The organism is Vibrio pomeroyi (assembly GCA_041879425.1).
Taxonomy (GTDB): domain Bacteria; phylum Pseudomonadota; class Gammaproteobacteria; order Enterobacterales; family Vibrionaceae; genus Vibrio; species Vibrio pomeroyi_A.
In genome coordinates this window covers 1872815-1896454 of the sequence record CP090854.1, presented here as the reverse complement: position 1 = coordinate 1896454, position 23640 = coordinate 1872815, and the positions used below count along the sequence as shown (strand labels likewise).

Annotated in this window: 24 protein-coding genes; 14 read left to right on the top strand and 10 right to left on the bottom strand. The window is 42.5% G+C overall.

Going from position 1 to position 23640, the window contains the following annotated elements:
- Positions 1 to 22 precede the first annotated feature (22 nt).
- A complete protein-coding gene (locus L0992_08605) occupies positions 23 to 1675 on the bottom strand; it encodes a Lon protease family protein (protein XGB65788.1) in 1653 nt (550 codons plus the stop codon).
- Between the two features lie 189 nt (positions 1676 to 1864).
- Between L0992_08605 and matP the strand changes: the two genes are divergently transcribed.
- From matP to L0992_08585, 4 genes are all read left to right on the top strand, one after another.
- On the top strand, positions 1865 to 2320 hold the full coding sequence (gene matP / locus L0992_08600) for a macrodomain Ter protein MatP (protein ID XGB65787.1): 456 nt from the start codon (positions 1865 to 1867) through the stop codon (positions 2318 to 2320).
- 23 nt (positions 2321 to 2343) lie between these two features.
- Positions 2344 to 2652 (top strand): DUF3634 family protein, encoded by a 309-nt coding sequence (locus L0992_08595; protein XGB65786.1) that lies wholly within the window; start codon positions 2344 to 2346, stop codon positions 2650 to 2652.
- 105 nt (positions 2653 to 2757) lie between these two features.
- Positions 2758 to 3072, top strand: coding sequence for a hypothetical protein (locus L0992_08590; protein ID XGB65785.1), 315 nt, complete (start codon positions 2758 to 2760; stop codon positions 3070 to 3072).
- A 144-nt stretch (positions 3073 to 3216) separates the two neighbouring features.
- Positions 3217 to 4437: a hypothetical protein gene (locus tag L0992_08585; protein ID XGB65784.1), complete on the top strand. Its 1221-nt coding sequence runs from the start codon at positions 3217 to 3219 to the stop codon at positions 4435 to 4437.
- 80 nt (positions 4438 to 4517) lie between these two features.
- On the opposite strand, the gene L0992_08580 is transcribed toward L0992_08585, so the two are convergent.
- The 5 genes from L0992_08580 to L0992_08560 form a co-directional block, all read right to left on the bottom strand.
- Entirely contained in the window at positions 4518 to 4964 is a 447-nt protein-coding gene (locus L0992_08580) for a DUF2971 domain-containing protein (protein ID XGB65783.1), read from the bottom strand.
- A 492-nt stretch (positions 4965 to 5456) separates the two neighbouring features.
- On the bottom strand, positions 5457 to 6056 hold the full coding sequence (locus L0992_08575) for a porin family protein (GenBank protein XGB65782.1): 600 nt from the start codon (positions 6054 to 6056) through the stop codon (positions 5457 to 5459).
- Between the two features lie 958 nt (positions 6057 to 7014).
- Entirely contained in the window at positions 7015 to 8739 is a 1725-nt protein-coding gene (locus L0992_08570) for an ATP-binding protein (protein ID XGB65781.1), read from the bottom strand.
- Complete coding sequence (locus L0992_08565; GenBank protein XGB65780.1) at positions 8739 to 9923, bottom strand: FIST C-terminal domain-containing protein; 1185 nt, start codon at positions 9921 to 9923, stop codon at positions 8739 to 8741. Before L0992_08565 ends, L0992_08570 begins: the two co-directional genes overlap by 1 nt.
- Before the next feature lie 115 nt (positions 9924 to 10038).
- Positions 10039 to 10404 carry a hypothetical protein gene (locus L0992_08560; protein XGB65779.1) on the bottom strand — a complete coding sequence of 122 codons (366 nt, stop codon included), beginning with the start codon at positions 10402 to 10404 and terminating at the stop codon, positions 10039 to 10041.
- Positions 10405 to 10662: 258 nt separating this feature from the next.
- Between L0992_08560 and ccoN the strand changes: the two genes are divergently transcribed.
- The 10 genes from ccoN (at position 10663) to uspE (ending at position 19641) form a co-directional block, all read left to right on the top strand.
- Positions 10663 to 12090 carry a cytochrome-c oxidase, cbb3-type subunit I gene (gene ccoN / locus L0992_08555; protein XGB65778.1) on the top strand — a complete coding sequence of 476 codons (1428 nt, stop codon included), beginning with the start codon at positions 10663 to 10665 and terminating at the stop codon, positions 12088 to 12090.
- Between the two features lie 11 nt (positions 12091 to 12101).
- Entirely contained in the window at positions 12102 to 12722 is a 621-nt protein-coding gene (gene ccoO / locus L0992_08550; protein XGB65777.1) for a cytochrome-c oxidase, cbb3-type subunit II, read from the top strand.
- Between the two features lie 9 nt (positions 12723 to 12731).
- Positions 12732 to 12908, top strand: coding sequence for a CcoQ/FixQ family Cbb3-type cytochrome c oxidase assembly chaperone (locus L0992_08545; protein XGB65776.1), 177 nt, complete (start codon positions 12732 to 12734; stop codon positions 12906 to 12908).
- Positions 12908 to 13882, top strand: a complete 975-nt coding sequence (gene ccoP / locus L0992_08540; GenBank protein XGB65775.1) for a cytochrome-c oxidase, cbb3-type subunit III — start codon at positions 12908 to 12910, stop codon at positions 13880 to 13882. Before L0992_08545 ends, ccoP begins: the two co-directional genes overlap by 1 nt.
- A gap of 85 nt (positions 13883 to 13967) precedes the next feature.
- Positions 13968 to 14447, top strand: a complete 480-nt coding sequence (locus tag L0992_08535) for a FixH family protein (protein XGB65774.1) — start codon at positions 13968 to 13970, stop codon at positions 14445 to 14447.
- 5 nt (positions 14448 to 14452) lie between these two features.
- A complete protein-coding gene (cadA, locus tag L0992_08530) occupies positions 14453 to 16825 on the top strand; it encodes a cadmium-translocating P-type ATPase (GenBank protein ID XGB65773.1) in 2373 nt (790 codons plus the stop codon).
- A complete protein-coding gene (gene ccoS / locus L0992_08525; GenBank protein ID XGB65772.1) occupies positions 16825 to 17061 on the top strand; it encodes a cbb3-type cytochrome oxidase assembly protein CcoS in 237 nt (78 codons plus the stop codon). The genes cadA and ccoS overlap by 1 nt, the downstream gene beginning before the upstream one ends.
- Complete coding sequence (locus L0992_08520) at positions 17051 to 17725, top strand: sulfite exporter TauE/SafE family protein (GenBank protein XGB68709.1); 675 nt, start codon at positions 17051 to 17053, stop codon at positions 17723 to 17725. The genes ccoS and L0992_08520 overlap by 11 nt, the downstream gene beginning before the upstream one ends.
- 86 nt (positions 17726 to 17811) lie before the next feature.
- Positions 17812 to 18558 (top strand): FNR family transcription factor, encoded by a 747-nt coding sequence (locus L0992_08515; protein XGB65771.1) that lies wholly within the window; start codon positions 17812 to 17814, stop codon positions 18556 to 18558.
- 132 nt (positions 18559 to 18690) lie between these two features.
- Positions 18691 to 19641, top strand: a complete 951-nt coding sequence (gene uspE / locus L0992_08510; GenBank protein ID XGB65770.1) for a universal stress protein UspE — start codon at positions 18691 to 18693, stop codon at positions 19639 to 19641.
- Between the two features lie 123 nt (positions 19642 to 19764).
- Here the strand turns inward: uspE and ttcA are convergent, their stop codons facing one another.
- The 4 genes from ttcA to L0992_08490 all read right to left on the bottom strand — a co-directional run bounded on the left by ttcA (position 19765) and on the right by L0992_08490 (position 23400).
- Positions 19765 to 20658 carry a tRNA 2-thiocytidine(32) synthetase TtcA gene (gene ttcA, locus L0992_08505; protein XGB65769.1) on the bottom strand — a complete coding sequence of 298 codons (894 nt, stop codon included), beginning with the start codon at positions 20656 to 20658 and terminating at the stop codon, positions 19765 to 19767.
- A gap of 311 nt (positions 20659 to 20969) precedes the next feature.
- Positions 20970 to 21620: a DUF2987 domain-containing protein gene (locus L0992_08500; protein XGB65768.1), complete on the bottom strand. Its 651-nt coding sequence runs from the start codon at positions 21618 to 21620 to the stop codon at positions 20970 to 20972.
- Between the two features lie 120 nt (positions 21621 to 21740).
- On the bottom strand, positions 21741 to 22592 hold the full coding sequence (locus L0992_08495; GenBank protein XGB65767.1) for a glucosaminidase domain-containing protein: 852 nt from the start codon (positions 22590 to 22592) through the stop codon (positions 21741 to 21743).
- Positions 22585 to 23400 (bottom strand): hypothetical protein, encoded by an 816-nt coding sequence (locus tag L0992_08490; protein XGB65766.1) that lies wholly within the window; start codon positions 23398 to 23400, stop codon positions 22585 to 22587. The genes L0992_08495 and L0992_08490 overlap by 8 nt, the downstream gene beginning before the upstream one ends.
- Positions 23401 to 23640: the final 240 nt, after the last annotated feature.

Here is a 23640-nt window from a genome sequence, read left to right as displayed (position 1 = left end):
CGCTAAACAAGTCCGATCAGTACTAGACAAACCAGTTTTTAATGCGTCCAACAATTCCAATAGGGTGCTCATGTCTTTCAAAGTTTTCAATACGTTCCGCGATTTTACTTAGAACGCTTTCTTGTTCGTCGTCTCTAAATGGCTTGTTCATAATGAGAGGAATAGCTTCATCTACATTAGACACAGACCAAATATGGAATTCTTCATTCTTGATGCTTTCAATCAGGTCTGGCTTTAACGCAAGATGCTTAAGGTTAGATCTTGGAAGGATCACGCCTTGTTCGCCTGTTAAACCTTGGTGCTTACATACATGATAGAAGCCTTCGATTTTCTCGTTAAGTCCGCCAACAGCTTGTACACGACCAAATTGGTCCACTGCGCCTGTTACTGCAATCTGTTGATTGATTGGGTATTCAGACAAAGCGCTCACCAGAGAACACAGCTCCGCAAGAGAAGCACTATCGCCATCCACTTCGCAGTACGATTGTTCAAACACGACTGAAGCAGCATATGGAAGGGGATCTTCAAGGTTCAGTGCACTACTTACGAATGCCTGCATGATCATCATGCCTTTTGCATGAAGGTTACCACCAAGTTCGGCTTTTCGTTCCACATCGGCAATATCACCATCACCAAAGTGAATAACACATGAAATTCGTGCAGGTTCACCATACGATATAGGGTGTCCCGGTACATCGATAACAGTCAGGCCATTAACTTGACCAACTTGTTCACCTTCAGTTTCGATAATGACTTGGCCATCTCGAATATCATCAAGTGCACGTTCTGGAAGGTACGATTCACGGTTGTATTTGTGCTGTTGTGCTTGTTGAATATGGTGGATGTCAATCTCACCATTGTCAGCCTCAATCAAAGCCTCGTTGAGTAGTGCATTGTGCCAAATTGGACAAAGCGGGATATAGCTTTGATCTTCAGTTTCTCTTGCGCCTGCTGTGAGAATTCCAGTCAGCGCTTGCTGCGTAATATTTGGAAGCTCATAACGCTGTTGAAGCCACTTAAGGTATCCAAGGTATTGAACTAAAGTTTCTTCTGAAATTTTAACGTCTTGCTCTATTTCACTGAATAGACAAAAGCCCGTTTGAATATCGCTGTCTAGATAATCAAGGTCACCTAATTGAGCTCGGTCTCCAACCACAATCAATTTGATGTTGTAGGTAAGAGGTAAAGTCGGGGATTGATTAAGATGTTCAGGGTTGCTGTTGATTGGCTCTACGGCTTCACCAAGAAGTGCAGATTTCAGCAGTAACCAGCTTCCTGGGTTCGCCAAGATCAAGTTTGCTGAAACGATCAGATAACCATTGTTTGCTCTAGCCAGTAAGCCAGGTTTTGTCGCAATAACTTTGCCATCTTTTGATTGAACTTGGTCAAATAGAGAAGCAGCATTTAAAGACTCAGTTTTTATAACCGGTAGAGTGTGGTCATCTAAAGCCGTGACTAAAGATTCAACAATCATTTGACGGTAGATCGAGTTGTCCGGAGCGTTTACGAGTAAAACACGCGAAAGGTTAGATAAGCGGACAAAGCGCGTTAGCGCGTCATTGAATCTATGTTGAATGTCTGAAAACGGGAAAGGCGAGATGTCAGGGAATTGCTCTAATTGAGCGCTATATTCGTCGTACTGAGGCGTAACATGTCGCCAATCTACTTGAGTCATTTAAGTTTCTGATTATGATAATGAGATAGGGAGTATATAGAAAAACCGATCTTGCTTGTAGCTCTATGTTGTAGTTACCAATCACTAAGCTAATATAAGTATGATCTTGGTCTATTCTTTCAAGACAATAATTGTTAAACAGCCCATTTTGGGTTACGCTGTCACTAGGATTAACTCTCGAGATTAGACATGAAATATCAGCAACTTGAAAACTTGGAATGTGGTTGGAAATGGAACTATCTGGTCAAAAAATGGAAAGAAGGTGAGTCGATCACCTGCCATATTGATTCAAGTGAAGCTGATGTTGCTATACAAGCCTTATTGAAGCTCGAACACCAGCCGACAGGCGTTCTTGAGTGGATATCTAATAACATGTCGCCAGAGCTCGATAACAAGCTTAAACAAGCCATCAGAGCCAAGCGCAAGCGCCACTTTAATGCTGAACAAGTTCACACTAAGAAGAAATCAATCGACCTTGATTATCGTGTATGGGAAAAACTTTCCCAAAGAGCGAACGAGTTGGGTTGTACGCTATCTGATGCCATCGAATACTTAGTCAGCGAAGCATCTCGCAGTGAACAAGCTAGCAAGACAGTGACCAGTCTCAAAGAAGATCTGAGTAAACTCCTTTCTGACGATAAATAATCATAAACTGTAATGGTGACATTATGATGTACGTAATCTTAATTGGTGCAGCGTTGGTTTTTTGGTTAGTCGCAATTGATAGACCAGTACTAAAAATCAAATTCAACGATGGGGCGATCGAGCAAGTTAAAGGTCATCTACCACCGAGCTTTAAGCATAACCTTCAAGAGATTGGTCATAACAATGCTTTTAAAGGTGAGTTAAAAGTGTATGCGAAGCGCTCAGGTTACAACCTTAAATTTACTAAAGACGTACCAAAAAGCGTTCAACAGCGCATTCGCAATGTATTCCCGCATAATGGCTTTAAATCTAAAGGTTCAAAGAAGGCGTAATTGTCGATCATTACGTCTTACGTAGTAAACTGTCATACAAAGCTCATTCCTAGCCTACCTTAAATTCCAGCATACTGTTCTTAACTTCTGCTAAGAGAGAACAGTATGAGATATCTCGTATTCTTGTTGTGTTTTTTATCCCCAACCGCCGCATTGTCCGACGATTCATTGATTAATCCTGTTGCAAAGAAGATCAAAACCACCGTCATCAAAGGGCTAAATAAGAGTCATGCTGACATGAATGGTTACTGTGACCTTATGATTGAGATGAAGCACTCTAAGGGCTATGCAAGAATCAAAAACGTGAGAACATCGGGAGATAGTAAAGTCTGCAAACAGGCAAAGAAGCACTTACCAAAGAGAAAAAAGTTCAAATACAGCTTTCCAGAGAAGTATATTCGAATTCAAGTCACAGGTTAGCTAAGCCTAATGCACTATAACTAAATATCTTTAATTTTCTTGAAACAATTTCGTGAACCAATATCTAATTTCTATTAATATTAGTTTTATTATCAAGGCAGGATATGCCGACAAAAGAACGCTTAGGGCAAAGGAAAGTCACTGTTGTTGTTAGCAAATAAAAGTTATTCCCCTGAAGTCATAGAGATCTCTAGGAAAGTTTCGATCAACGTCGAGGCTCGTTTTACAAAGTGGTTAATATCACCCCAATATAAGCTTGAGCAATCTACGGTTGATACACTGCTAAGTTTGGAAAATAGATATTGTGATAGTGTTATTTTCGATGAAGCCGACCGTATTTCTCATAATCAACGTATTTTATTACGTTGCGAACAAGACCGAGTGAATGCACGTCGCGAGAAGGTGGCTGCTAAACAACAGACATTGCGATATGTGATTGACGATGTCAGCGATGCGGCGTCGGCACTGATGTTAGAAAAGTTGCAAGGAACCTTAATCAGTTCATTGTTTTCAGAATTACCAGACTACAATCAGTTCGCTAGTGTAGCTTATTCACCATCTTTAAACTTTTCTAAGCTCCATGAAATATCGGCGAAAAGTAGGCCGTTGAGCTCAAGTTTAATCGAATTTGTTTCTAACCGTGATTTCACTGAAAAGTACGGTAAAAAATCTAAAGTTATTCTCGACCCTAAAGTGGCAGCACGCCAAATTGGCATTGAGAATTGTCGCTTATTATTCCCTCTGTTAATGAGCCAGCAATTGATTAAGTGGAACGATGGCAACATCAAACACATCACTCCAAAGGTGTGGCAACACTTAGTCGTTACCTCCAATGCAACACGAATTCGTCTTCAAGAAACATCGGTTAAAGAACCCAATGTAGGGATTCTACTTGGTGTTCTGAGAGTTCTACCTTTATTTTTGATTTGTAACCATTTTTCTTCGACTTTTGAAGATGCATTGGTGAAAACCATGATCGGGTACCGAGATGCAAGTGACAAGCATGATGAATATTATGCTTGTACTGAAATTCTCCCCAACACTCAGTTTCTTGAGTCCATGGTAGAGCAGTTAGAACTTAAACTGCTTAAGAAGCTCGTTGAATTCATAGATTGGAGCCCAAGTAATCAATTTATTAAGAGGGCACTTCTTGAGGAAGTGAATGACATTCCTGTACTTGAGAGAACAATCTATGGTGTGGCTCTGGCCCAGGGAAGAAAGTTCTCTATTTTCGAAGCTTTAGATAACAGCGAGTTATTTAACGTCAAGCACCGACCTTACTGGTTTTCTGCCGTTCAAATGTCTTTGGCAACGACCGAGAAAATGCAAGATCGTGTTCTGGGTAAATTGACGAATACCATGTAGTTAAAGAGAACCGCATTGAAAGTGTGGTTCTATTTTGTTGCACTGTCACTTTTAAGTGCTCTGATTTACATAGATTAAGTTTAACTGACGACTTCGAATGTACATGAATCTCGCTTGGCTACAGCCTGTTTAACGGGGATTCCAAGGCTTTGACATGTCATCAGGACCTTTAGCTTTCTGTCTGCAGGGGCGTGCTCTGAAAGAATAACCGCGCTTAAACACTCTTTATTTAGATACAACTTATTTCCGATGATCTCGTCATCGGATAACACCCAACGAAACTCCTTTTCATAACACCAGTTTGAATGTTTAACTTTAAAGATGTCCGTTCCCGGTTTTGAAGTTTTTGACTCACTAAATGACGCTAAGCTGAATATGCTCGGGTCATCTTCATATTGGACCTCAAAGCAGTTGAGGTTCAGATCTCCGTCATAGTAGTTAAGGTCATACTCGATACACATACCTTTAAAGTTGTCGCCGTATTGAGACCAAAGTATTGGGTGGTTATTCGATTGAGAGAAGCACATAACCTTGAAATTATTCTGAACTTTTGTGTCGCGCAGAAGGTTGAATTCAAAAGGGTTATTAAAGGTTTTAGCATAATCAAACCATAACGAGCACTCAGATATCGACTGTATATTTCTATCGTGGAGCGATCTGAACTTATAAAGTTTAGGCAACATATCAAACACCTAGTTTACAAAATTGCCTGATGTTAACACTTTAACCCACAATAGAAGCCTGAATGCATAGCATTTGATTGCTCAATCACTTAATTTATTCATATAACTGTTTGATAGATCAAAATTTAAACACTAAATGGTACTCTGTTTAAGTCTTTGTTTTACTGTGTGGAACAGGCTATAAATCTCTCGGATTTTTCGAATAAGATACAACGTAACGTTATTTATGGAGAAAGTTACTCTATAAAGTCGAAGTCGAGTAGGGAAAGTGGACGTTTAAAAGCCGAACTCAAAAGAACGGCTTAATTTGAAATATAGCTTAGGATTGAATCCAGATTAGAAATGGTACCTTGCACCGATGTAAGCCGTTTGAGATGAAACATCGACGGAGTCTATTTCAACACGCGCATTTCGGTAACCAAGATGAATATCGATATGGTCTGTAATGATCGCACCAAGCTCACCGCCAACCTGATAAGCCGCTTCAGATTCCGAACCTGACATTCCGAACGCTTTTGCTTCCATATCCATAGAACCAACGCCAGCTAATAGAGACACATACAGATCTAATACGTCACCTTTAACAATAAACTTAGGCTTAATATTTACAAAGAAAGCTTGTCCTTCAACATCCATTACATCGCTATAGTTAACTTTTCCGATTTTGCGGTACTCGGCCTCTAATCCCAGTTTAACAACATCGTGGGTATTGAATTCGTAGCCGCCAACTAAGTTATAGCTGAAGTCTGATAAGTCAGATGAATCTTCAATTGCGCTACCACGGTATTCTAATTCCGTTTCATTATAAAAGCCGACGTCAACACCTGCATAAAAATGACCATTTTCCCTAGAAGAGTTCTCGTTGTCACTTGCAAACGCGTGTGAGCTGACACCAAAAGCGGTGAACAAGGATAGGGCGATCATACTGATTTTCATATTAAGCCTTTTAGATAATGAGTTATTTTTAATTCCAGAAGATGTTAACAAACAAAAGAGACACTAGTTAATGTGAAACCTGTCTAAATATCTGATTTTAAAGACTTGCTGGTAATAGATATGTCAGTATCTCAGTTGTAAGACAAGTTATGTTCGTCTAGAAAGTACGAATAGGATTGGTGTTGCGTTGTAACTTTTTTAACTCAGACCGCAAGCTTAGGTCGAAATGGAGTTACTTAATTAGGCTTGTTATTAACAACGAGGCTTAGCAAAACTAGGAAGCTACTGATCACAAGTGATGCTGGTTGATAGAACTTGGTAGTTAACACAGTCTCCATAGAAGCTTGCTAGAGAATACGTTGGGTTTTCTCGAGTACTTATTAGCTCTGTGAGAAGAAGTATCCAGCTTTCTTAGTTCGTTGGTAATAAGGGTTCAGTAAGCAATTCTTGATCTGAGTAATCAGCTTTAGAAATAGAGTTTCTTTTTTGTTGTTGGCGTTCAACGTATCGACCGAGGTTCAGGATTAATTTGAATCGGCTTTGGTGGTTGGACGCTGCAGAATGATTGTTCGTTAGAAAATATAACTGGATGATGGACCGGTCAAAACAGAATTCAGCGTGTGGAGTTAGTTTGTGTTCAGAATAAGACAGACGTTGGCCAGACATATAATTATTAGCTTAAAGGCCTCATAGAGAATACTGGCGAATTTAAGACGCTGATTTACCAAATGTAACGTAAGGAGAAACGATGATAACAATGCCCTTAGAATCGACTACACACCACTGCGTATTATGTATATTATGTTAAATTGTGTCTGGTGTTTATAAGGCAGGTATCTTTATGTGATGCCCTGCCTTTCGTTTCTGCTCTGATTTAGCGTTCTATTTAACAGTAAGGCTATTTACCATAAAATACCTAATAAACATATTTCCTAATCTTCGATTAAGAATACGTTTATTAGATCTCTAGCATTAATCGATCAATAGCTTCTGTGATCTCTTTGGTTCTTACTGGCTTGGTAACGAAATCATTCATACCGACATCTAAACATGAAAATCTGTCTTCTACAGATGTGTGTGCTGTTAGCGCGACGATTGGTGTTTGGATGTTTGCTTCTCTCATGTATTTGGTTGTGGTTAAACCGTCCATGACCGGCATCGACACGTCCATAAGGATAATGTCTATTGGATCGTTGCCTCTTTCAATAAAGCCAATTGCTTCTTCACCATTGCTTGCGATGAAAACCTCGTGGCCTTGTCTTGTTAGGATTAACTTAATCACCATTTGATTGGTCGGGTTGTCTTCCACAACTAAAACTGAGTATCGGCTTCTTAGATCTCGCGTACCGTCATCTTGTGCATCTTCAGCGAGATTGTTCGTTACTCTGGTAAGCACTGGTAACTGTACTTCAAATCTAGAGCCTTTTCCTGGCTCACTCTCTACAGATATACGCCCGCGCATCAGTTCAACAAGTCGTTTAGTGATAGCTAAGCCCAAACCAGTGCCACCAAATCTGCGTGTGATTGTACTGTCGGCTTGAACAAATGGACTGAACAAAGAAGCAAGTTGTTGCGAGCTAATGCCAATCCCGGTGTCTTCTACCGTTATATAGAACGAGCTTTGCTGGTATTTGATAGACACATGAACATGTCCTTGCTCAGTGAACTTAATCGCGTTGCCAATCAGATTAAATAAGATCTGCGCTAATCGGCTTGGGTCAAGGTAATGAAGTTCACCTTCAGGAATGTCGCTGGTTACGGTTAGCGCTAATCCTTTATCGTCTGCCGTCTTCTTTTGTTCAGACAAAACAAACGTTACAGTGTCGCTTACGTTGCTCCATTGAGGCGACAACGAGAAACATCCAGATTCGATTTTTGAAAAGTCCAATACGTCGCTGATGATCGCTAAAAGCAACTCAGACGATGTGCTCATATTAAGCAGTATAGACTGTTGTTCTTCGTTGAGTGATGTCGATTTCAGCGTATCGATTAGGCCTATAATCGCGTTCAACGGAGTTCTTAATTCATGGCTCATCATGGCTAGGAATTCAGATTTGGCCTTGTTGGCTCTTTCTGCATCTTTCCTTGCTGTGACTAGCTCTGCGGTACGTTCTCGAACTGTGGCTTCAAGTTTTTCTTTGTTTTCGATATCGAAAACTGCACGCTCAATAAGAGGTCTAAAACGGTTTAGAGTCGCTTTGGTTTCAATGCTGAAGTGTTTGGTGTTGGAGTGTATAAAGATGATCACGGACTGTGTGAGTCCGCTATCAATTCCGGTAATCAGAACGGAGTTAATCTGGTCGAGAACAATGGGATGCAAGGAGTTGAATTCACCCAGTGATTTGGGTTCAAAAAGGATGGCGCATTCTCCATTGATGACTCGAGATAGCTTACCGCAATCCGTCCAGTTCATCTGGTCGAAGACTTTGTTATTGGTTAACAGGGTCTTGAAACTGCCTTCGTTCCCTACCCTTGATACCACGATAAAGTCATCAAACTTAATGTATTTTTTGAGCACAAACTCAAGGCTAGAGAAAATCTCGGAGATGTTACTCGCCTTACTGATTGCAGAGATAGTTGATAGGATTACCCTATTCTCTTCAGCCAGCTTTCGCTCGCGGGCTTTCAGTTTTTGCAGTTCAATACGTGCTTCTTGCAGCGCTTCTTGACCTTCCGATCCCATTACTTCTTTAACCTATAAAACGTTGCTGACGACACCATTAAGTTTCCGTGTGCGTTTTCACCACCAGAGAGCCTGCCTTGTTCACCAAAAGTGAATGGGCATATGTATGGCAGCCCATTAAGCGCTTGATTTATTTGGTCACAAACCTCATCCATGTCTTGCTTTAGGTTGAGCATTGGGCCCGCGCAAAAGATGTTGATTGCTCCGAGTTTCTCTTCAAGATCCATATCGTTGTAATAAGAAGAATGAATGATATTTGCGGCACGGCTTATTAACTGTTGCTTAGAGCCTTGCATTAAATAGATGGTGTCGCCTTCACTGATGTCGGTGAAGAGCTCGATCCCATTGCATTCTGTTTCTCTAATCGAGTGAGACAGCTTGAAATATGGGTAGTCATAAGACGAACCGACCTTTCTGCCCAATGGATAAACAGAAGACTTTTCAAAGATATAGCCATCATCACTGCCACCTATATGGAAGTTTGTCCATTCGTTATAAACAGTGACTGCGGGTCTATGGTCTATTTCTAATAATATTCTGTTTCGTACTTTGGTCACGGTGCCTGAGTAACGCGTAGGTGTGTGACCAGCACTGAATGAGGAATAGATAGATTGGGATGCAAATATGACGGTTAAAGACACACCATTGATAGAGAGTGACTCTTCGGTAAAGATGCTCCAATTTCCAGAAACCTGATTGTCTGCAGCGCTGCCTCCGATAATGGGTACCTCGGTACCAAACTTGTTATCGATGGCTGCCATCACCTTCTCTTCGTTTCCTGGTGTGGAATGCAACAAGATAAGATCGGGTATTTCACCTTCACGATTGGCGTTTTTAAGTGCTCTATCTATCGCGTTGAAGGTGCTTTGTTCTATAGACTCGCTAAAGTGTTCAATACCCGTACCATAGGCGTTGATGCCTGAGTCATAAATGATGAGGACGCCAATGACTGGGCCTGAATGGAACCCAGTTTCGGTCATGATACCGTGACAAGTAGTACAGCCATGGATGGGAGTGTTAGGGAGAGCATCTACGAAATATCTCTGCACAGCGAGCGTGGAGTACTCTTCTGTGCAGTAACAAATAAGACAGGCAATGTTATCAGGGTTTTCGACCCCACTGAGCAACTCATCTACCGCGATTTTATCGTCTAGCGAATAAGAGACTTTTGATAGAAATTTCATAGATTTCTGGAAACTTTATTAATGTTGTCTTTATAACACTTTAATGCATTGTGTTTCACTGATTTGGTACATATTTCTATCAAAAGCGCTGAGGTGTGTCCAAGTTTTCGTTCTATTACTCTTTAGAGAGGTTTACAGAAAACGTGCTTATCTGTTGTGGAAATGTAACTGTTATTGAGGAGCTATTATCATCGGTTTGTAACAGCCAATTTGAAGGCCCTTTCTGTTCCAAAATTCCGCTTTCATTGTAGCTAATGATAAATTTGCCAGTTTTAGATGTTTCGATCGAATAGCCTAGGTTATCGGCTGAAATTAAAACATTATGATTATCAATACCAAATTCACAAGGTTTTGAAACTATACAGTTTACTGTTTCGTTATTATCGTATGTTACTGTTCTCCAAGTAAATGCAGCTATTAAAATAACCAACATGACGATAATTTGAACAAGCCTGCCTTTTGTTAGCTTTTGTGCTGCCATTATAATCTTTACTCCTTGTTACAAAGTTCAAAGTTTTTAAATAAAAATCCAATTCCAGACCAAGCGTAAGGTTACTACTCTGTCATTGATTTGTTAATTCAAGTATAGTGTCGCGTTGAAAATGCCACTTTTTTTTAAAATCAGCAAGTGGAAATAAAGCCCTGAATAGGCTGCATTTCCTTTTCTAATTTGGGTGGCATTACGACGTGAGTCGTGTTGGAAGTAAAGTGTAGTAAATAAGAAATTGGAAGCATGCAAATGAGCCAAGAAAAGCAGCTTGAACAAAACTACAACTATACGGTCGTCCGTCAATTTACCCTCGTTACAATTTTGTGGGGTATTGTCGGTATGGGCGTTGGTGTTTTGATTGCCGCTCAATTAGTTTGGCCACAGCTAAACTTTGATACGCCGTGGTTGACGTACAGTCGTTTACGTCCCCTGCATACTAATGCGGTTATTTTTGCGTTCGGTACAAGTGCGCTGTTTGCAACATCATATTATGTTGTGCAACGTACCTGTCAGACGCGTCTCTTTGGTGGCCCTCTCGTAGCCTTTACCTTTTGGGGTTGGCAAGCGATTATCCTGTCCGCTGCAATTACTTTACCGTTAGGTTTGACCTCTGGTAAAGAATACGCAGAACTAGAATGGCCAATCGATATTGCTATTACTCTTGTGTGGGTAGCTTATGCGGTCGTGTTCTTCGGAACGATGATTAAGCGTAAAACATCGCACATTTACGTAGCAAACTGGTTCTTCGGAGCCTTCATCATCACGGTTGCCGTGTTGCACATCGTTAACAGCCTAGCTGTTCCTGTATCTGCGTTTAAATCGTACTCGATTTACTCAGGTGCAATTGATGCAATGGTGCAATGGTGGTACGGACACAATGCGGTAGGCTTCCTATTGACAGCTGGTTTCCTAGGTATGATGTACTACTTCGTTCCTAAACAAGCTGGTCGCCCTGTTTATTCTTACCGTTTGTCGATCGTTCACTTCTGGGCTCTTGTGTCTCTGTATATTTGGGCTGGTCCTCACCACCTACACTACACTGCACTTCCTGACTGGACTCAGTCTCTAGGTATGGTTATGTCTTTGGTTCTGTTTGCTCCTTCTTGGGGTGGCATGATCAACGGTATTATGACTCTATCTGGTGCGTGGCATAAGCTTCGCTACGACCCAATCCTACGTTTCCTAATCGTTTCTCTATCATTCTACGGCATGTCGACTTTCGAAGGCCCAATGATGGCAATCAAAACGGTTAACGCACTATCTCACTACACGGACTGGACTATCGGTCACGTTCACTCTGGTGCGTTAGGTTGGGTTGCAATGGTTTCTATCGGTTCAGTTTACCACTTAGTTCCTAAACTATTTGGTCAAGAGCGTATGTACTCTGTATCTCTAATCAATGTTCACTTCTGGTTAGCAACGATTGGTACGGTTTTCTACATTGTTGCAATGTGGATCTCTGGTGTGATGCAAGGTCTGATGTGGCGTGCAGTTAACTCTGACGGTACATTAACTTACAGCTTCGTTGAATCTGTAGAAGCGTCTTACCCGTTCTACTTTGTACGTTTCCTAGGTGGTTTCATCTTCCTATCTGGTATGTTCTTAATGGCATACAACACGTACAAAACTGTTTCTGCACCTAAAGATAGCCTTAAAGCTATCGCTCAACCGGCTTAAGGAGATTTAGAATGAGCTCAAATTCAAATAATCGCCATGAGTTGGTAGAGAAGAACGTTGGCCTACTAGCGATCTTGATCGTTATTGCTATCAGTTTTGGTGCTTTAGTAGAAATTACCCCTCTTATCTTCCAAAAGCAGACAACTGAACCTGTAGAAAACCTACGTGTTTACTCTGCTCTGGAAATGGAAGGTCGTGATATCTACATTCGTGAAGGTTGTAACGTATGTCACAGCCAAATGATTCGTCCTTTCCGTTCTGAGACTGAACGTTACGGCCACTACTCTGTAGCTGGCGAAAGCGTTTGGGAACACCCATTCCTATGGGGCTCTAAGCGTACTGGTCCTGATCTTGCACGTGTTGGTGATCGTTACTCTGATGAGTGGCACCGTGTTCACCTTATCGACCCTCGTGAACTTGTTCCTGAATCAAACATGCCTGGTTTCCCATGGCTTGCTGAGAATGTACTTGATGGCAAATTGACTCAACAGAAGCTTGAACTCTTCCGTAATCAATTTGGTGTTCCTTACACAGATGAACAAATTGCTAACGCTAAACAAGATGTTGAAGGAAAAACAGAGATGGATGCAATCATCGCTTACCTTCAATCGCTTGGCCACGCAATGAAATAAGGAATAATTATGGACATTATTACATTTCAAAGTGTTTGGACTGTGACTGTTTTTGCTTGCTTCATCGGCATCGTTTGGTGGGCATACGGCAAAAACCGTAAATCACGTTTCGACGAAGATGCGAACCTAGTGTTTGCTGACGACGAGCCAGCAACAAGTTCTAAAAATGAAGGAGTGACAAAGTAATGAGTACATTCTGGAGTATCTGGGTTAGTGCGATTACGATTGGTACCCTAATTGGTTGTGCTGTCTTACTTCGTTGGTGTTTTAAAGACAAAACAGGCGTTGAAGAAGGTCATGATATGGGCCATGAATACGATGGTATTCGTGAGCTTAACAACCCACTACCAAAATGGTGGACATACCTTTTCATCAGTACGATTGTTTTTGCAGCGGTTTACCTTGCTCTATACCCAGGCCTTGGCAACTTTAAAGGTCTACTAGGTTGGACAAGTTCAAACCAAGAAGTGCGTAGCATTGAAGAGTCTCGCTCTGCAATTGCTGCTGCGCAAGTAAACAAACAGTTAGATGCGTACGCGAAAGAGCTTGATGATGCAGACACCTACTTTGGTGAAGCATTCAGAAAGCTTGCTCACGACGAAAACGGTTTACGTTCAATCCCTGACATTGCATCAGATGCTGACGCAATCAAAGTGGGTCAACGTTTATTCTTGCAAAACTGTTCTCAGTGTCACGGCTCTGATGCACGTGGTCAGAAAGGTTTCCCTAACCTAACTGACGATGCATGGCTATATGGCGGCGAGCCTGAGGCTATCGTAACAACAGTTATGCACGGTCGTGTTGGTCAAATGCCAGGTTGGAAAGACGCGCTTGGCGAAGAAGGCGTAAAAGAAGTAGTTAGCTACACTCTTAGCCTTTCTGGTCGTAGCGTAAACGCACGTGAAGCAGAAGCTGGTAAAGCTCGCTTTGTAGTGTGTGCAGCGTGTCACGGTACTGATGGTAAGGGTAACCCTGCTGTTGGCGCTCCTGACCTAACTGACCGCGATTGGTTGTTTGGCGATTCTCGCGCAGATGTAACTGAAACAGTTATGTACGGACGTTCTGGCGTAATGCCTGCTTGGAAAGACATTCTAGGCGAAGACAAAGTACAACTGGTTTCATCTTACGTGTGGAGCTTAAGCAACTCGGATAATAAGTAACATTTCAATAACAGCCTCTTTCTAAGAGGCTGTCTTTCCTTTATTTTATAACCCCTTCTTTTTATTCTTTTTTGAGATATTTTTTATGGTAAAGCCTTGGTATAAACAGTTTTGGCCGTGGTTCTTAATCGCGTTGCCAGCAACAGTAGTTATTTGGACCATCATGACGGTTATTGTGTTTACACAGAACTCTGTAGACCTAGTGACTGAGGATTACTATAAAAAAGGAAAAGGCATTAATGTCGATATTTCGAAAGTAAACATCGCTAAAGAATTAGGCCTGTCAGCTTTAGTTAACGAGAAAGGTAACTCAGTTATCATTACTCTAGACAAAGGTAAGCTTGAACACTTCCCTGCTATTAGTGCGATGTTCGTACACAGAACGCTGCCTGACCGCGATTTCACTCAACTGCTGACTGCTGATGCGAGAGGCAACTACACCTTGACTCTAGACCACGAAATGCAAGGTCCATGGTTTATCGAGCTGTCTCCGCACGATTCAGAATGGTTAGTGCAAGGTCGTATGAACTTCCCCATTGAAACTCCTACTCAACTAACGAACTAAAGCTTATGTGTGAATCCTGTTATCACTGCGGTGAAGATGTACCAGCGGAAACGGATTTTAAAGTAGAGATCTTAGGATCGACTCGTAAGATGTGTTGTCCGGGTTGCGAAACCGTAGCCCAGACAATCGTTGATAGCGGTTTGGTTTCTTACTACCAATATCGCACCGCTCCTGCTGAAAAAGCTGATCTAGTGCCAGAGCAACTACTGGCACTCAGTCATTACGACAACGAAGATGTTCAATTAGAATTCGTTCGTAATTCCGAAAACACCTCTGAAGTGACATTGTCACTAGAGGGTGTCTCTTGTGCCGCCTGTGCATGGCTTATTGAGAAGCAAGTCTCTTCAAAACAAGGTGTTGGTAGCATTCGTGTGAATACCACCACTAACCGTGCCCTACTTAGCTGGGACAACACGCAAGTCAAATTGAGCGAGTTGTTATCGGCAATCCATACCCTTGGCTATAAAGCGGCGCCTTTCGAGGCTGACCAACAAGAAGCGGCCTACCACCGCTCAATGAAGAACTACTTGTATCGCCTTGGTGTCGCTGGCCTAGCGACCATGCAGGTGATGATGCTGGCAGTAGCGCTCTACCTTGAAGTGTTTGGTAATCTTGAGCCTGAGTTTAAAAACTACTTCCGCTGGGTCAGCTTGATATTCGCAACACCGGTTCTACTCTATTCTGCGTTACCTTTCTATATCAATGCATGGCGAAGCATCAAAGGTCGAACGTTAGGTATGGATGTACCGGTTTCGATTGCTCTTTTGTTTGCCTACGTGGCAAGCTTGGTTGCAACCGTGACAGAAAAAGGCGAAGTGTTCTTTGAATCGATTTCGATGTTCACCTTCTTCCTGTTGCTTGGTCGTTTTCTTGAAATGCGCGCACGTCGTAAAGCGGCGGCAGCAAGTGGTAACTTGCTTAAGCTCGTCCCTGCAATGGCGACAACGCTCGATGGCGAACAAGTTCCAGTTAAAACCTTAAAAGTAGGCGATCAGATCCGCGTACTTCCGGGTGAACACATTCCTGCTGATGGCAAAGTGCTGTCTGGCCGAGTCCACATCGATGAATCCATGCTGACTGGCGAATCTATCCATGTGGTGAAAAACGAAGGCGATACCGTCTTTGCAGGCACATTGAATGGTGATGAATCGTTTGAATTGGAAGTGATGACGTCTAAAGCAGATTCAGTGATTTCCAATATTGTTCGCCTACAAGACGAAGCGCAACTGTCTAAGCCTCGCATCGCAGAGATTGCCGATGTGGTCGCTCGATACTTTGTCGCTGTGATTCTGATTATTTCGTTCGGTACTTGGTTTTACTGGCACCAAACACGCCCTGAAGACGCATTCTGGATCATGCTTTCGGTACTTGTTGCGACTTGTCCGTGTGCTCTATCGCTTGCTACACCGACAGCGATTACCTGTTCAACTTCTCGTATGGGTAACTTTGGTATTTTGCTACGTAAAGGCCACGTATTTGAGACCTTGTGTAAAGTGAACCACTTAATCATCGATAAGACGGGCACATTGACTGAAGGTGATATTCGTATCAGCCAAGTTGAAACCTTCTCAGACATTGATAAAGAGACATGCTTACAAGTTGCAGCTAGCCTTGAACAACACGCGAACCACCCTATTGCTAAAGCGTTCAAGAGCTATGTTTCAGAGGATATCGAAGTAGAATCTGTTAACAACGTGATTGGTTCGGGCATTACTGGCGAGTGGAATGGTCAAGAAGTAGCGATCGGCAGCAGTGAGTTCATTCTTGGTAAATCTCAACCTTCCGAAAGTAATGGCATCTACCTGTCTCTAGCTGGCCGCCATATCGCGACATTTACTTATGAAGATCCGATTCGCAAAGAAAGCATCGAGTTCATTAAGCAATTCAAAGAAGCGGGTATCAAAACCACCTTGCTGACTGGTGACTCGTTGATTAACGCAAAACCCGTTGCTGAAGAGATTGGCATTACCGATATCGTTGCGAACGCGAAACCTGAAGATAAGCTGGCTTACCTTAACTCTAGAGACGCAAGTGACATAACAATGATGGTTGGCGATGGAATTAACGATGCCCCTATTCTTGCGGGTGCTCATCTTTCTGTCGCAATGGGCGGTGGTACAGACGTGGCTAAAGCTTCTGCAGACATGGTTTTATTGGGCGACAAACTCGATAGATTACTGAAGTCGCGTACTTTGGCGCTAAAAACGCGTAAGATAATCCGTGAGAACCTTGCATGGTCGTTGGGATATAACCTGCTTATTCTTCCATTGGCTGTCGCTGGTTTGGTTGCTCCTTACATTGCCGTTGTTGGCATGTCTGCTAGCTCTATTATTGTTGTGTCTAACTCGTTAAGGCTTTTAAAAGAGCAAGGTAAATAATGGAAAGCTTATATATACTCATTCCAATCGCGATCGTACTTGTGTGTATCGCTGTCGGTATCTTTCTATGGGCCGTTAAGAGCGAACAGTTTGAAGACCTTGAGCGCCAAGGCCACAACATTCTGTTTGATGAAGACGAAAAGGCCCATAACCATTCAGACAGCAAACCTGTCAAGAGTGAGAAAGCTGACAACGAAAGCCAACCTAACTTAGATAAAAAGAATGATGACGCCTGATTGGATCGGAGCTTTTGTTGTTGGATTGATCGGCGCGGGACACTGCATGGGAATGTGTGGTGGTATCGCGTCGCTTCTTTCGATCGGTAATGCCAAACCTTCCCCTGTTATCCCCCTCCTTTATAACCTTGGACGCTTATTAAGCTATACCGTGATTGGTGGCGTGATAGGCGGAGCAATCTCTTCGATTGGCCAGCTCAGCGACTTTAATGCTTTGCTTGGTTGGCTGCGTCTATTTGCTGCTGTCTTTATGATCATCTTAGGCTTATACATTGGCAAATGGTGGTTCGGCTTGTTGTTCTTTGAAAAAGTTGGCCAGAAGCTTTGGCGTTATATCTCGCCTATAGGTAAATCATTTCTACCTTTGAAGCATCCAAGTCACGCCCTACCTTTTGGTTTTATCTGGGGTTGGCTTCCATGTGGCCTTGTTTACTCAATGCTGACGTGGGCTGCGGTATCGGGAAGTTGGTACAACGGAGCGGGCATCATGCTAGCCTTCGGTTTAGGGACGCTCCCAGCGATGCTGACGGTTGGTATGGGCGCTAATTTCCTCAAGAAACTGCAACAAGCTGACTTATTTCGCCAACTAGGCGCAATTTTAATTCTCATTTACGGTTTCTATACCGGTTATATGGCACTACAGCTCATTATTTATACCGTATAGCCATTCTTTAAATCCGGTTTTTTTACTACCCAACTGGATAAAGGAATGCTAAAATATTGACGTATATCAAATAGTGAAAGATTGTTATGATTTCTGAAAAGCCTGTGACGAAACGTGTTCAGTCTGGCGGCTGTGCAATCCATTGCCAGGATTGTAGTATTAGCCAGCTCTGTATTCCGTTTACTTTGAATGAATCTGAACTCGATCAACTTGATCAGATCATTGAGAGAAAAAAGCCTATTCAAAAAGGCCAAGAGTTATTTAAAGCCGGTGACGAGCTTAAATCTCTATATGCTATTCGCTCTGGAACGATCAAGAGCTACACGATTACCGAGCAAGGTGATGAGCAGATTACTGCATTCCACCTAGCGGGCGATCTTGTTGGCTTCGATGCGATTACTGGTGACCTACACCCTAGTTTCGCACAAGCACTAGAAACCTCTATGGTATGTGAAATTCCATATGAGATTCTCGATGACCTATCAGGAAAAATGCCTAAATTGCGTCAGCAAATTATGCGCCTGATGAGTAACGAGATTAAAGGTGACCAAGAAATGATTCTGCTTCTTTCTAAGAAGAACGCGGAAGAGCGTCTTGCTGCATTCCTTTACAACCTTTCTACTCGCTTCTCTCAACGTGGCTTCAGCCCACGCGAGTTCCGCCTAACGATGACTCGTGGCGATATTGGTAACTACCTTGGTTTGACTGTTGAAACAATCAGCCGTCTTCTAGGTCGTTTCCAAAAAGCAGACATCTTGAGCGTTAAAGGCAAATATATCACTATCGAAGATCACGATGCGTTGATGGAACTTGCTGGCGTTTCAAAAGAATAGCCTAGATATCAATGATGTAGTTCAATAATGAGCTACATCATGTTTCTCTCTTAAAACCTCTTTTATTTCTCTTAATCTCCCCATAACTACGCTACATTATTTATATGTTCGGTCTGAAAAGTAGGCTTAGTTATGAGTATCTATAACAAAATTTTAGTTGTCGCAGACATTAATCACGATGAGCAACCTGCTCTAGTTCGTGCTATCCAACTTGCCAAGAAAAGCACCTCAACAAGCCACATCACTTTCTTTTTGTCTATATATGACTTCTCGTATGAAATGACATCTATGCTCTCTGTCGATGAGAGAGACGCAATGCGTAAAGGCGTGATTCATCAGCGTGAAATCTGGATGAATAAAGTCGCAGAACCTTACCTTGATGATTCCATCGAATTTAACGTTCAAGTGGTTTGGCATAATCGCCCATATGAAGCGATCATTGCTGAGGTCTACAGTGGTGGACACGACATCTTGATTAAAGGGACGCGTAAACACGACACCTTAGAATCGGTCATCTTCACACCAACGGATTGGCACCTGTTGAGAAAGTGCCCTAGCCCTGTGCTACTGGTTAAAAATGATTTCTGGCCTGATAACGCGAAGATCTTTGCTTCGGTTCACGTAGGCTCAGAGACAGAAGCTCACCTAGAACTTAACGATACGATGGTTGATAGATTACTTGAAATCACTGGTCGTTTGGATGCAGAACCACTCTTGGTTAACGCTTATCCTGTGACACCGGCAAATATCACTATCGAACTGCCTGAGTTTGATCCTACGTCTTACACTGACGCCGTTCGCGGTCATCACTTAACCGCGATGAAGGCACTGCGCCAGAAACACGGTATGTGTGAAGAACAAACGGTTGTTGAGCAAGGCTTACCAGAAGATGTGATTCCACGCGTCGCGTCTGAAAATAACGCCGCAATGGTAATTCTCGGTACAACGGGCCGTACTGGCTTGTCTGCCGTGTTTATTGGTAATACCGCAGAGCATGTGATCGATAAGATTAACTGTGACGTGTTGGCTCTTAAGCCGTCTGGTTACGTTAGCCCACTCGACCCTAACCTTTCGAAAGGCTAAGTCGTTTAAACAAAGAACTTCACGACAAGTTCAGATCATAAAAAAACGCCTCAAGCATCGCTTGAGGCGTTTTTGTTTGTTTATCACTACTTATACAAACTAGCTCAAGCTTGATTCATCTCGTTATACGTTAGTCACGTCGATGAACATTGACTCATCGATGTTAGAAGATGAAATTTCAGCTTCTTGGAATTCGTATTCTTCACGTTCGCCGCTACGGTCTAGTGGAAGGTTTACGAAATCAAACAGCTCGCGGTCAGCCAGTTGGCTTGGGCTAACGTTTTGAATTGATTTGAAGATCTTCTCAACACGACCCGGTGTTTTCTTGTCCCAATCAATCAGCATCGCTTTGATGTTCTGACGTTGTAGGTTTTCTTGCGAGCCACATAGGTTACAAGGAATGATTGGGAACTCTTTGTGTTCTGCGTATTTGATTAGGTCCGTTTCACGACAGTAAGTCAGTGGACGAATAACAACGTTACGACCATCATCAGAGCGAAGCTTCGGCGGCATTGCCTTGAGACGGGCACCGTGGAACATGTTCAGGAACATAGTTTCAACGATGTCATCAAGGTGATGACCAAGTGCGATTTTAGTTGCACCAATCTTCTCAGCGAACGAGTACAAGGTACCACGACGTAGACGAGAACATAGACCACACGTTGTTTTGCCTTCTGGCACCTTCTCTTTAACGACTGAGTATGTGTCTTTGTCTACGATGTAGTAAGGAATGTTCAGCGTTTCAAAGTATTCAGGAAGAATGTGCTCAGGGAACCCAGGTTGTTTTTGATCTAGGTTTACCGCTACAACATCAAACTTGATAGGTGCTGCTTCACGTAAACGTAGCAAAATGTCTAGCATCGCAAATGAATCTTTACCGCCACTAATACATGCCATTACTACGTCATTCTCTTCGATCATGTTGTAGTCGATGATGGCATTTCCAACATTTCTTCTCAGACGTTTCTGAAGTTTGTTGAATTCAAGTGTTTCTTTTCTATTATCGTTTTGGTTCATTGCGACTCTCACACCGTCGTATTACCGACTGTAGATTGCTAGTGGGACTGTTTTAGGGCGTGGATTATACGGATTTTTATTTCAGGTTGAAATAGTAACGGCAGGATAAACAAGGCGAGTAATAGAAAGATTCGGTTTTATCTTGCGATAACGGCTGTGATTTTTCGTTGAGCTCTAAGATTTTGAGAAAAACAGGTATTCACAAATGCGAATCACATTGTTTATAGAAAAAGAAAAGCAGCCTATTCCTGCAAGGTTCGGCTGCTTTTCGTTGTGTTGTTTAAGCTCTAGTGATAAGTGTTCGGCAAACTCTATTGCGCAGGAATGTAAGGTAATACGCGAATAGTGGGTTCAGGTAACGTGATGCTGTCACTTCCATTCAGTTCTTCTAGGGTGAATTTAGCACGCCCTTGTGTGATTGGGATTTGCTTACCATTAGACAGTGCGATGTTGCCTTCAAGCTTGTTATCAAATTCCAAGGTTAACCCTTCAACATCCGGCGTGAACCAACTGGAGAACATGCCGCTGACGTCTTCTAACATCGCTTGCATCTGTGGTAATAGGCTTTCCAGCTGCGTTACCTCAACTGTTCCTGCTAAAGGCTCTTGAGTCATTACAACCAAAGAATACGCACACTCTTGTTCTTGAGTTTGAACAAAGATAAGCGGGTTTGCTGAGCGAAGGTTTTGATCTACAGGTAAAAGTAGCTCATGTGTTGGAGATACTTTTAGCTCTTCGTAATGCTCTTCTTTTTCCATCCATGCTTTGCTGATGTGACAGATGGTTTGAGCTTGTTGATCCACAAAGAAGACTGCAACTTTGACGTCATCGTGCCCTTCTTTGGTGTTGTTTTTAAGCTGTGTGTAGAGCTTAGAATACGTGAACATGTATTCCTGCGCTGCAGCAGGTAAAGAGACCCCAAGGCTTAGTGAGGCTAATAAAACGAGTGCTGTCTTTTTCATTATTATAATCTTGTCGAAGTTGAGCGTTTATAAATAGAAAGAGCAGCCATGAGCTGCTCTTTATGTAATGTCGATTGGTTTAGCCTACTATGAAAGGCAACCAACTGATATCAAATCGAGTTACTTTTTCCAGTATACCTCGTTGTGACGGATCATAGCTTGTAAATCAGTCACATAGTCTGAACCTCGCTCAGAATATTTTAGCAACCCGTTGGTAAGCTCTGTAGCGGTGCTCGTCGTAAGCAAATCATCGCCTTGTGCCGCAAGTTTGGCGCGGATCGCCCTTAAATCAGCATAAGCACGATTTCGGTTCAGGTTCATGAAGTAACGGTGTACAGACTCTTGGCTTGAAGAGAATGTTGCCACTTCATGAGAGCTGCCTTCGTTACGTTGTAGCGGAACAAGGCCACACCCCTTGGTGTAACACCAGTGCCCGAAATAGTTGTTCGCTTGGGTCGCAAAGCGCGATGTACCCCAAGCTGACTCATTGGCCGCCTGAGTTAATACAAGCGCTTCAGGTAGCACGTTTACACGGTTCAGCATCTCTGTAAGCCACGCTTGATCTAAGCCTGACGAAGGCACAGGCAAGCTGTACAACTTCCCTAACCTTTTTGCGTATGACACATCTTCCGAGTCAATGTTCGAAATGCCAGTGTCAGAAACCTTAGTCAAAAACGCACGCTCTTTAGTGATGCGTTTGTTTTCGATATTGATACTTGGACGTAAATAAGAAAAGAAGGTGTCTTTTTTCTCGTTTACATCTTCAATGGCAGCAAAGTTCGGTGTATTTGAAGCTACGGTTAAGTTGCCGAACTGCTGTTCAGAATCTTGGCTTGTCTTATTTGCACGACGTCGCTCTTCTTCTTGCTGGTAAAGAAGTGGCCCAACTAATGAGATCGAGCCAACAAGGGCAAGTGCCGTCACTTTTAATGCAAGAGATTTACTTGAGCTTGCTTGAACGTTATTACGCATCGAATACCTGCGGGTTTTTATTGTTATCGTCGTTATTATCGTCATCACTCTTCGGGTGCTCAGAAGCAATCACCTTAAGTTTGATGCCAAACATTTCGCGGTAAAGAATCCCTTTCACATGGAAGAAGAAAGGCAAAACGAAGATTAGGCCAATGCCGTACATCATTGCAGCGACGATGAACATCAACATAACGAGCAAGTAGATAGATGCAACGGTGAAGATTTTCTTATTCACAGCACGTAATGAAAGCAGCAGCGATTGCATTGGCGGCACTTTCTTATCACAAATCAGCAGAATTGAATGGCTGAACGCAAGCGAGAAGTAAATCGACAAGAACGGCAGAATCATACCCGCGATGCCTTGCAGCATTAGGCTAAACAAAGTCACCAAAATAACAGGAACCGTGAACTGCAAACCTTTACCAATATGACGCACTTTAGTTTGTAGACCAGCTGCGTGGCTCATCGCCATCAAACAGATGCCAGCATAGATAGGCGCGCTGATCACCTCATAGCTGAAGTTGGCAATAAAAATGGATTCAACGATTTGTGGCGTAAACGCCTCAGGATCGATAACCGCATCTAAGATAACCGCAGGGTCACCCAGTTGCAGTTTTAGTGCGATATAAAAGATAGCCAGTTGCACGAACATCAGAGCAACAATCGCAGGGGAAAACGAAAGAAAGTGACTTATCGTATGTTTCCAAGCTTCTTGGAATACAGCCGTTGCTTTGAGCTCATAATCGCCGGAAAGTGCACGGTTGATACTACCGCCCAAATTAAAATCTTTTTCGATGTCGTTGTTCATATTGATACCTAGGTGCGCCAATTAAACTAAGCGACCTAACTTATTGATAAAAAATTACCTTCATTATACTCATATGTCGGATACAAACTAAAATATGAATCTGTAACAAGGCTTGCTTTTGCGTCTTAATGGTTAATAATTAGACACTTGTCGGGGTGTAAACCCAGTAAATAACAGTATGGTAAAGGATGTTTACTTTTACCTGCGAAATTTTTTATCTTCGAAAGGTAAAAAATGCTT

Coding starts and splice junctions, on each gene's coding strand:
- L0992_08560 (XGB65779.1), bottom strand. CDS start 10,404: ATGGCAGCACAAAAGCTAACAAAAGGCAGGCTTGTTCAAATTATCGTC.
- L0992_08575 (XGB65782.1), bottom strand. CDS start 6,056: ATGAAAATCAGTATGATCGCCCTATCCTTGTTCACCGCTTTTGGTGTC.
- L0992_08605 (XGB65788.1), bottom strand. CDS start 1,675: ATGACTCAAGTAGATTGGCGACATGTTACGCCTCAGTACGACGAATAT.
- L0992_08495 (XGB65767.1), bottom strand. CDS start 22,592: ATGCGTAATAACGTTCAAGCAAGCTCAAGTAAATCTCTTGCATTAAAA.
- ccoP (XGB65775.1), top strand. CDS start 12,908: ATGAGTACATTCTGGAGTATCTGGGTTAGTGCGATTACGATTGGTACC.
- L0992_08535 (XGB65774.1), top strand. CDS start 13,968: ATGGTAAAGCCTTGGTATAAACAGTTTTGGCCGTGGTTCTTAATCGCG.
- L0992_08580 (XGB65783.1), bottom strand. CDS start 4,964: ATGTGCTTCTCTCAATCGAATAACCACCCAATACTTTGGTCTCAATAC.
- ttcA (XGB65769.1), bottom strand. CDS start 20,658: ATGAACCAAAACGATAATAGAAAAGAAACACTTGAATTCAACAAACTT.
- L0992_08595 (XGB65786.1), top strand. CDS start 2,344: ATGATGTACGTAATCTTAATTGGTGCAGCGTTGGTTTTTTGGTTAGTC.
- ccoN (XGB65778.1), top strand. CDS start 10,663: ATGAGCCAAGAAAAGCAGCTTGAACAAAACTACAACTATACGGTCGTC.
- ccoS (XGB65772.1), top strand. CDS start 16,825: ATGGAAAGCTTATATATACTCATTCCAATCGCGATCGTACTTGTGTGT.
- L0992_08570 (XGB65781.1), bottom strand. CDS start 8,739: ATGGGATCGGAAGGTCAAGAAGCGCTGCAAGAAGCACGTATTGAACTG.
- L0992_08565 (XGB65780.1), bottom strand. CDS start 9,923: ATGAAATTTCTATCAAAAGTCTCTTATTCGCTAGACGATAAAATCGCG.
- matP (XGB65787.1), top strand. CDS start 1,865: ATGAAATATCAGCAACTTGAAAACTTGGAATGTGGTTGGAAATGGAAC.
- L0992_08520 (XGB68709.1), top strand. CDS start 17,051: ATGACGCCTGATTGGATCGGAGCTTTTGTTGTTGGATTGATCGGCGCG.
- L0992_08490 (XGB65766.1), bottom strand. CDS start 23,400: ATGAACAACGACATCGAAAAAGATTTTAATTTGGGCGGTAGTATCAAC.
- L0992_08500 (XGB65768.1), bottom strand. CDS start 21,620: ATGAAAAAGACAGCACTCGTTTTATTAGCCTCACTAAGCCTTGGGGTC.
- L0992_08590 (XGB65785.1), top strand. CDS start 2,758: ATGAGATATCTCGTATTCTTGTTGTGTTTTTTATCCCCAACCGCCGCA.
- cadA (XGB65773.1), top strand. CDS start 14,453: ATGTGTGAATCCTGTTATCACTGCGGTGAAGATGTACCAGCGGAAACG.
- uspE (XGB65770.1), top strand. CDS start 18,691: ATGAGTATCTATAACAAAATTTTAGTTGTCGCAGACATTAATCACGAT.
- ccoO (XGB65777.1), top strand. CDS start 12,102: ATGAGCTCAAATTCAAATAATCGCCATGAGTTGGTAGAGAAGAACGTT.
- L0992_08515 (XGB65771.1), top strand. CDS start 17,812: ATGATTTCTGAAAAGCCTGTGACGAAACGTGTTCAGTCTGGCGGCTGT.
- L0992_08545 (XGB65776.1), top strand. CDS start 12,732: ATGGACATTATTACATTTCAAAGTGTTTGGACTGTGACTGTTTTTGCT.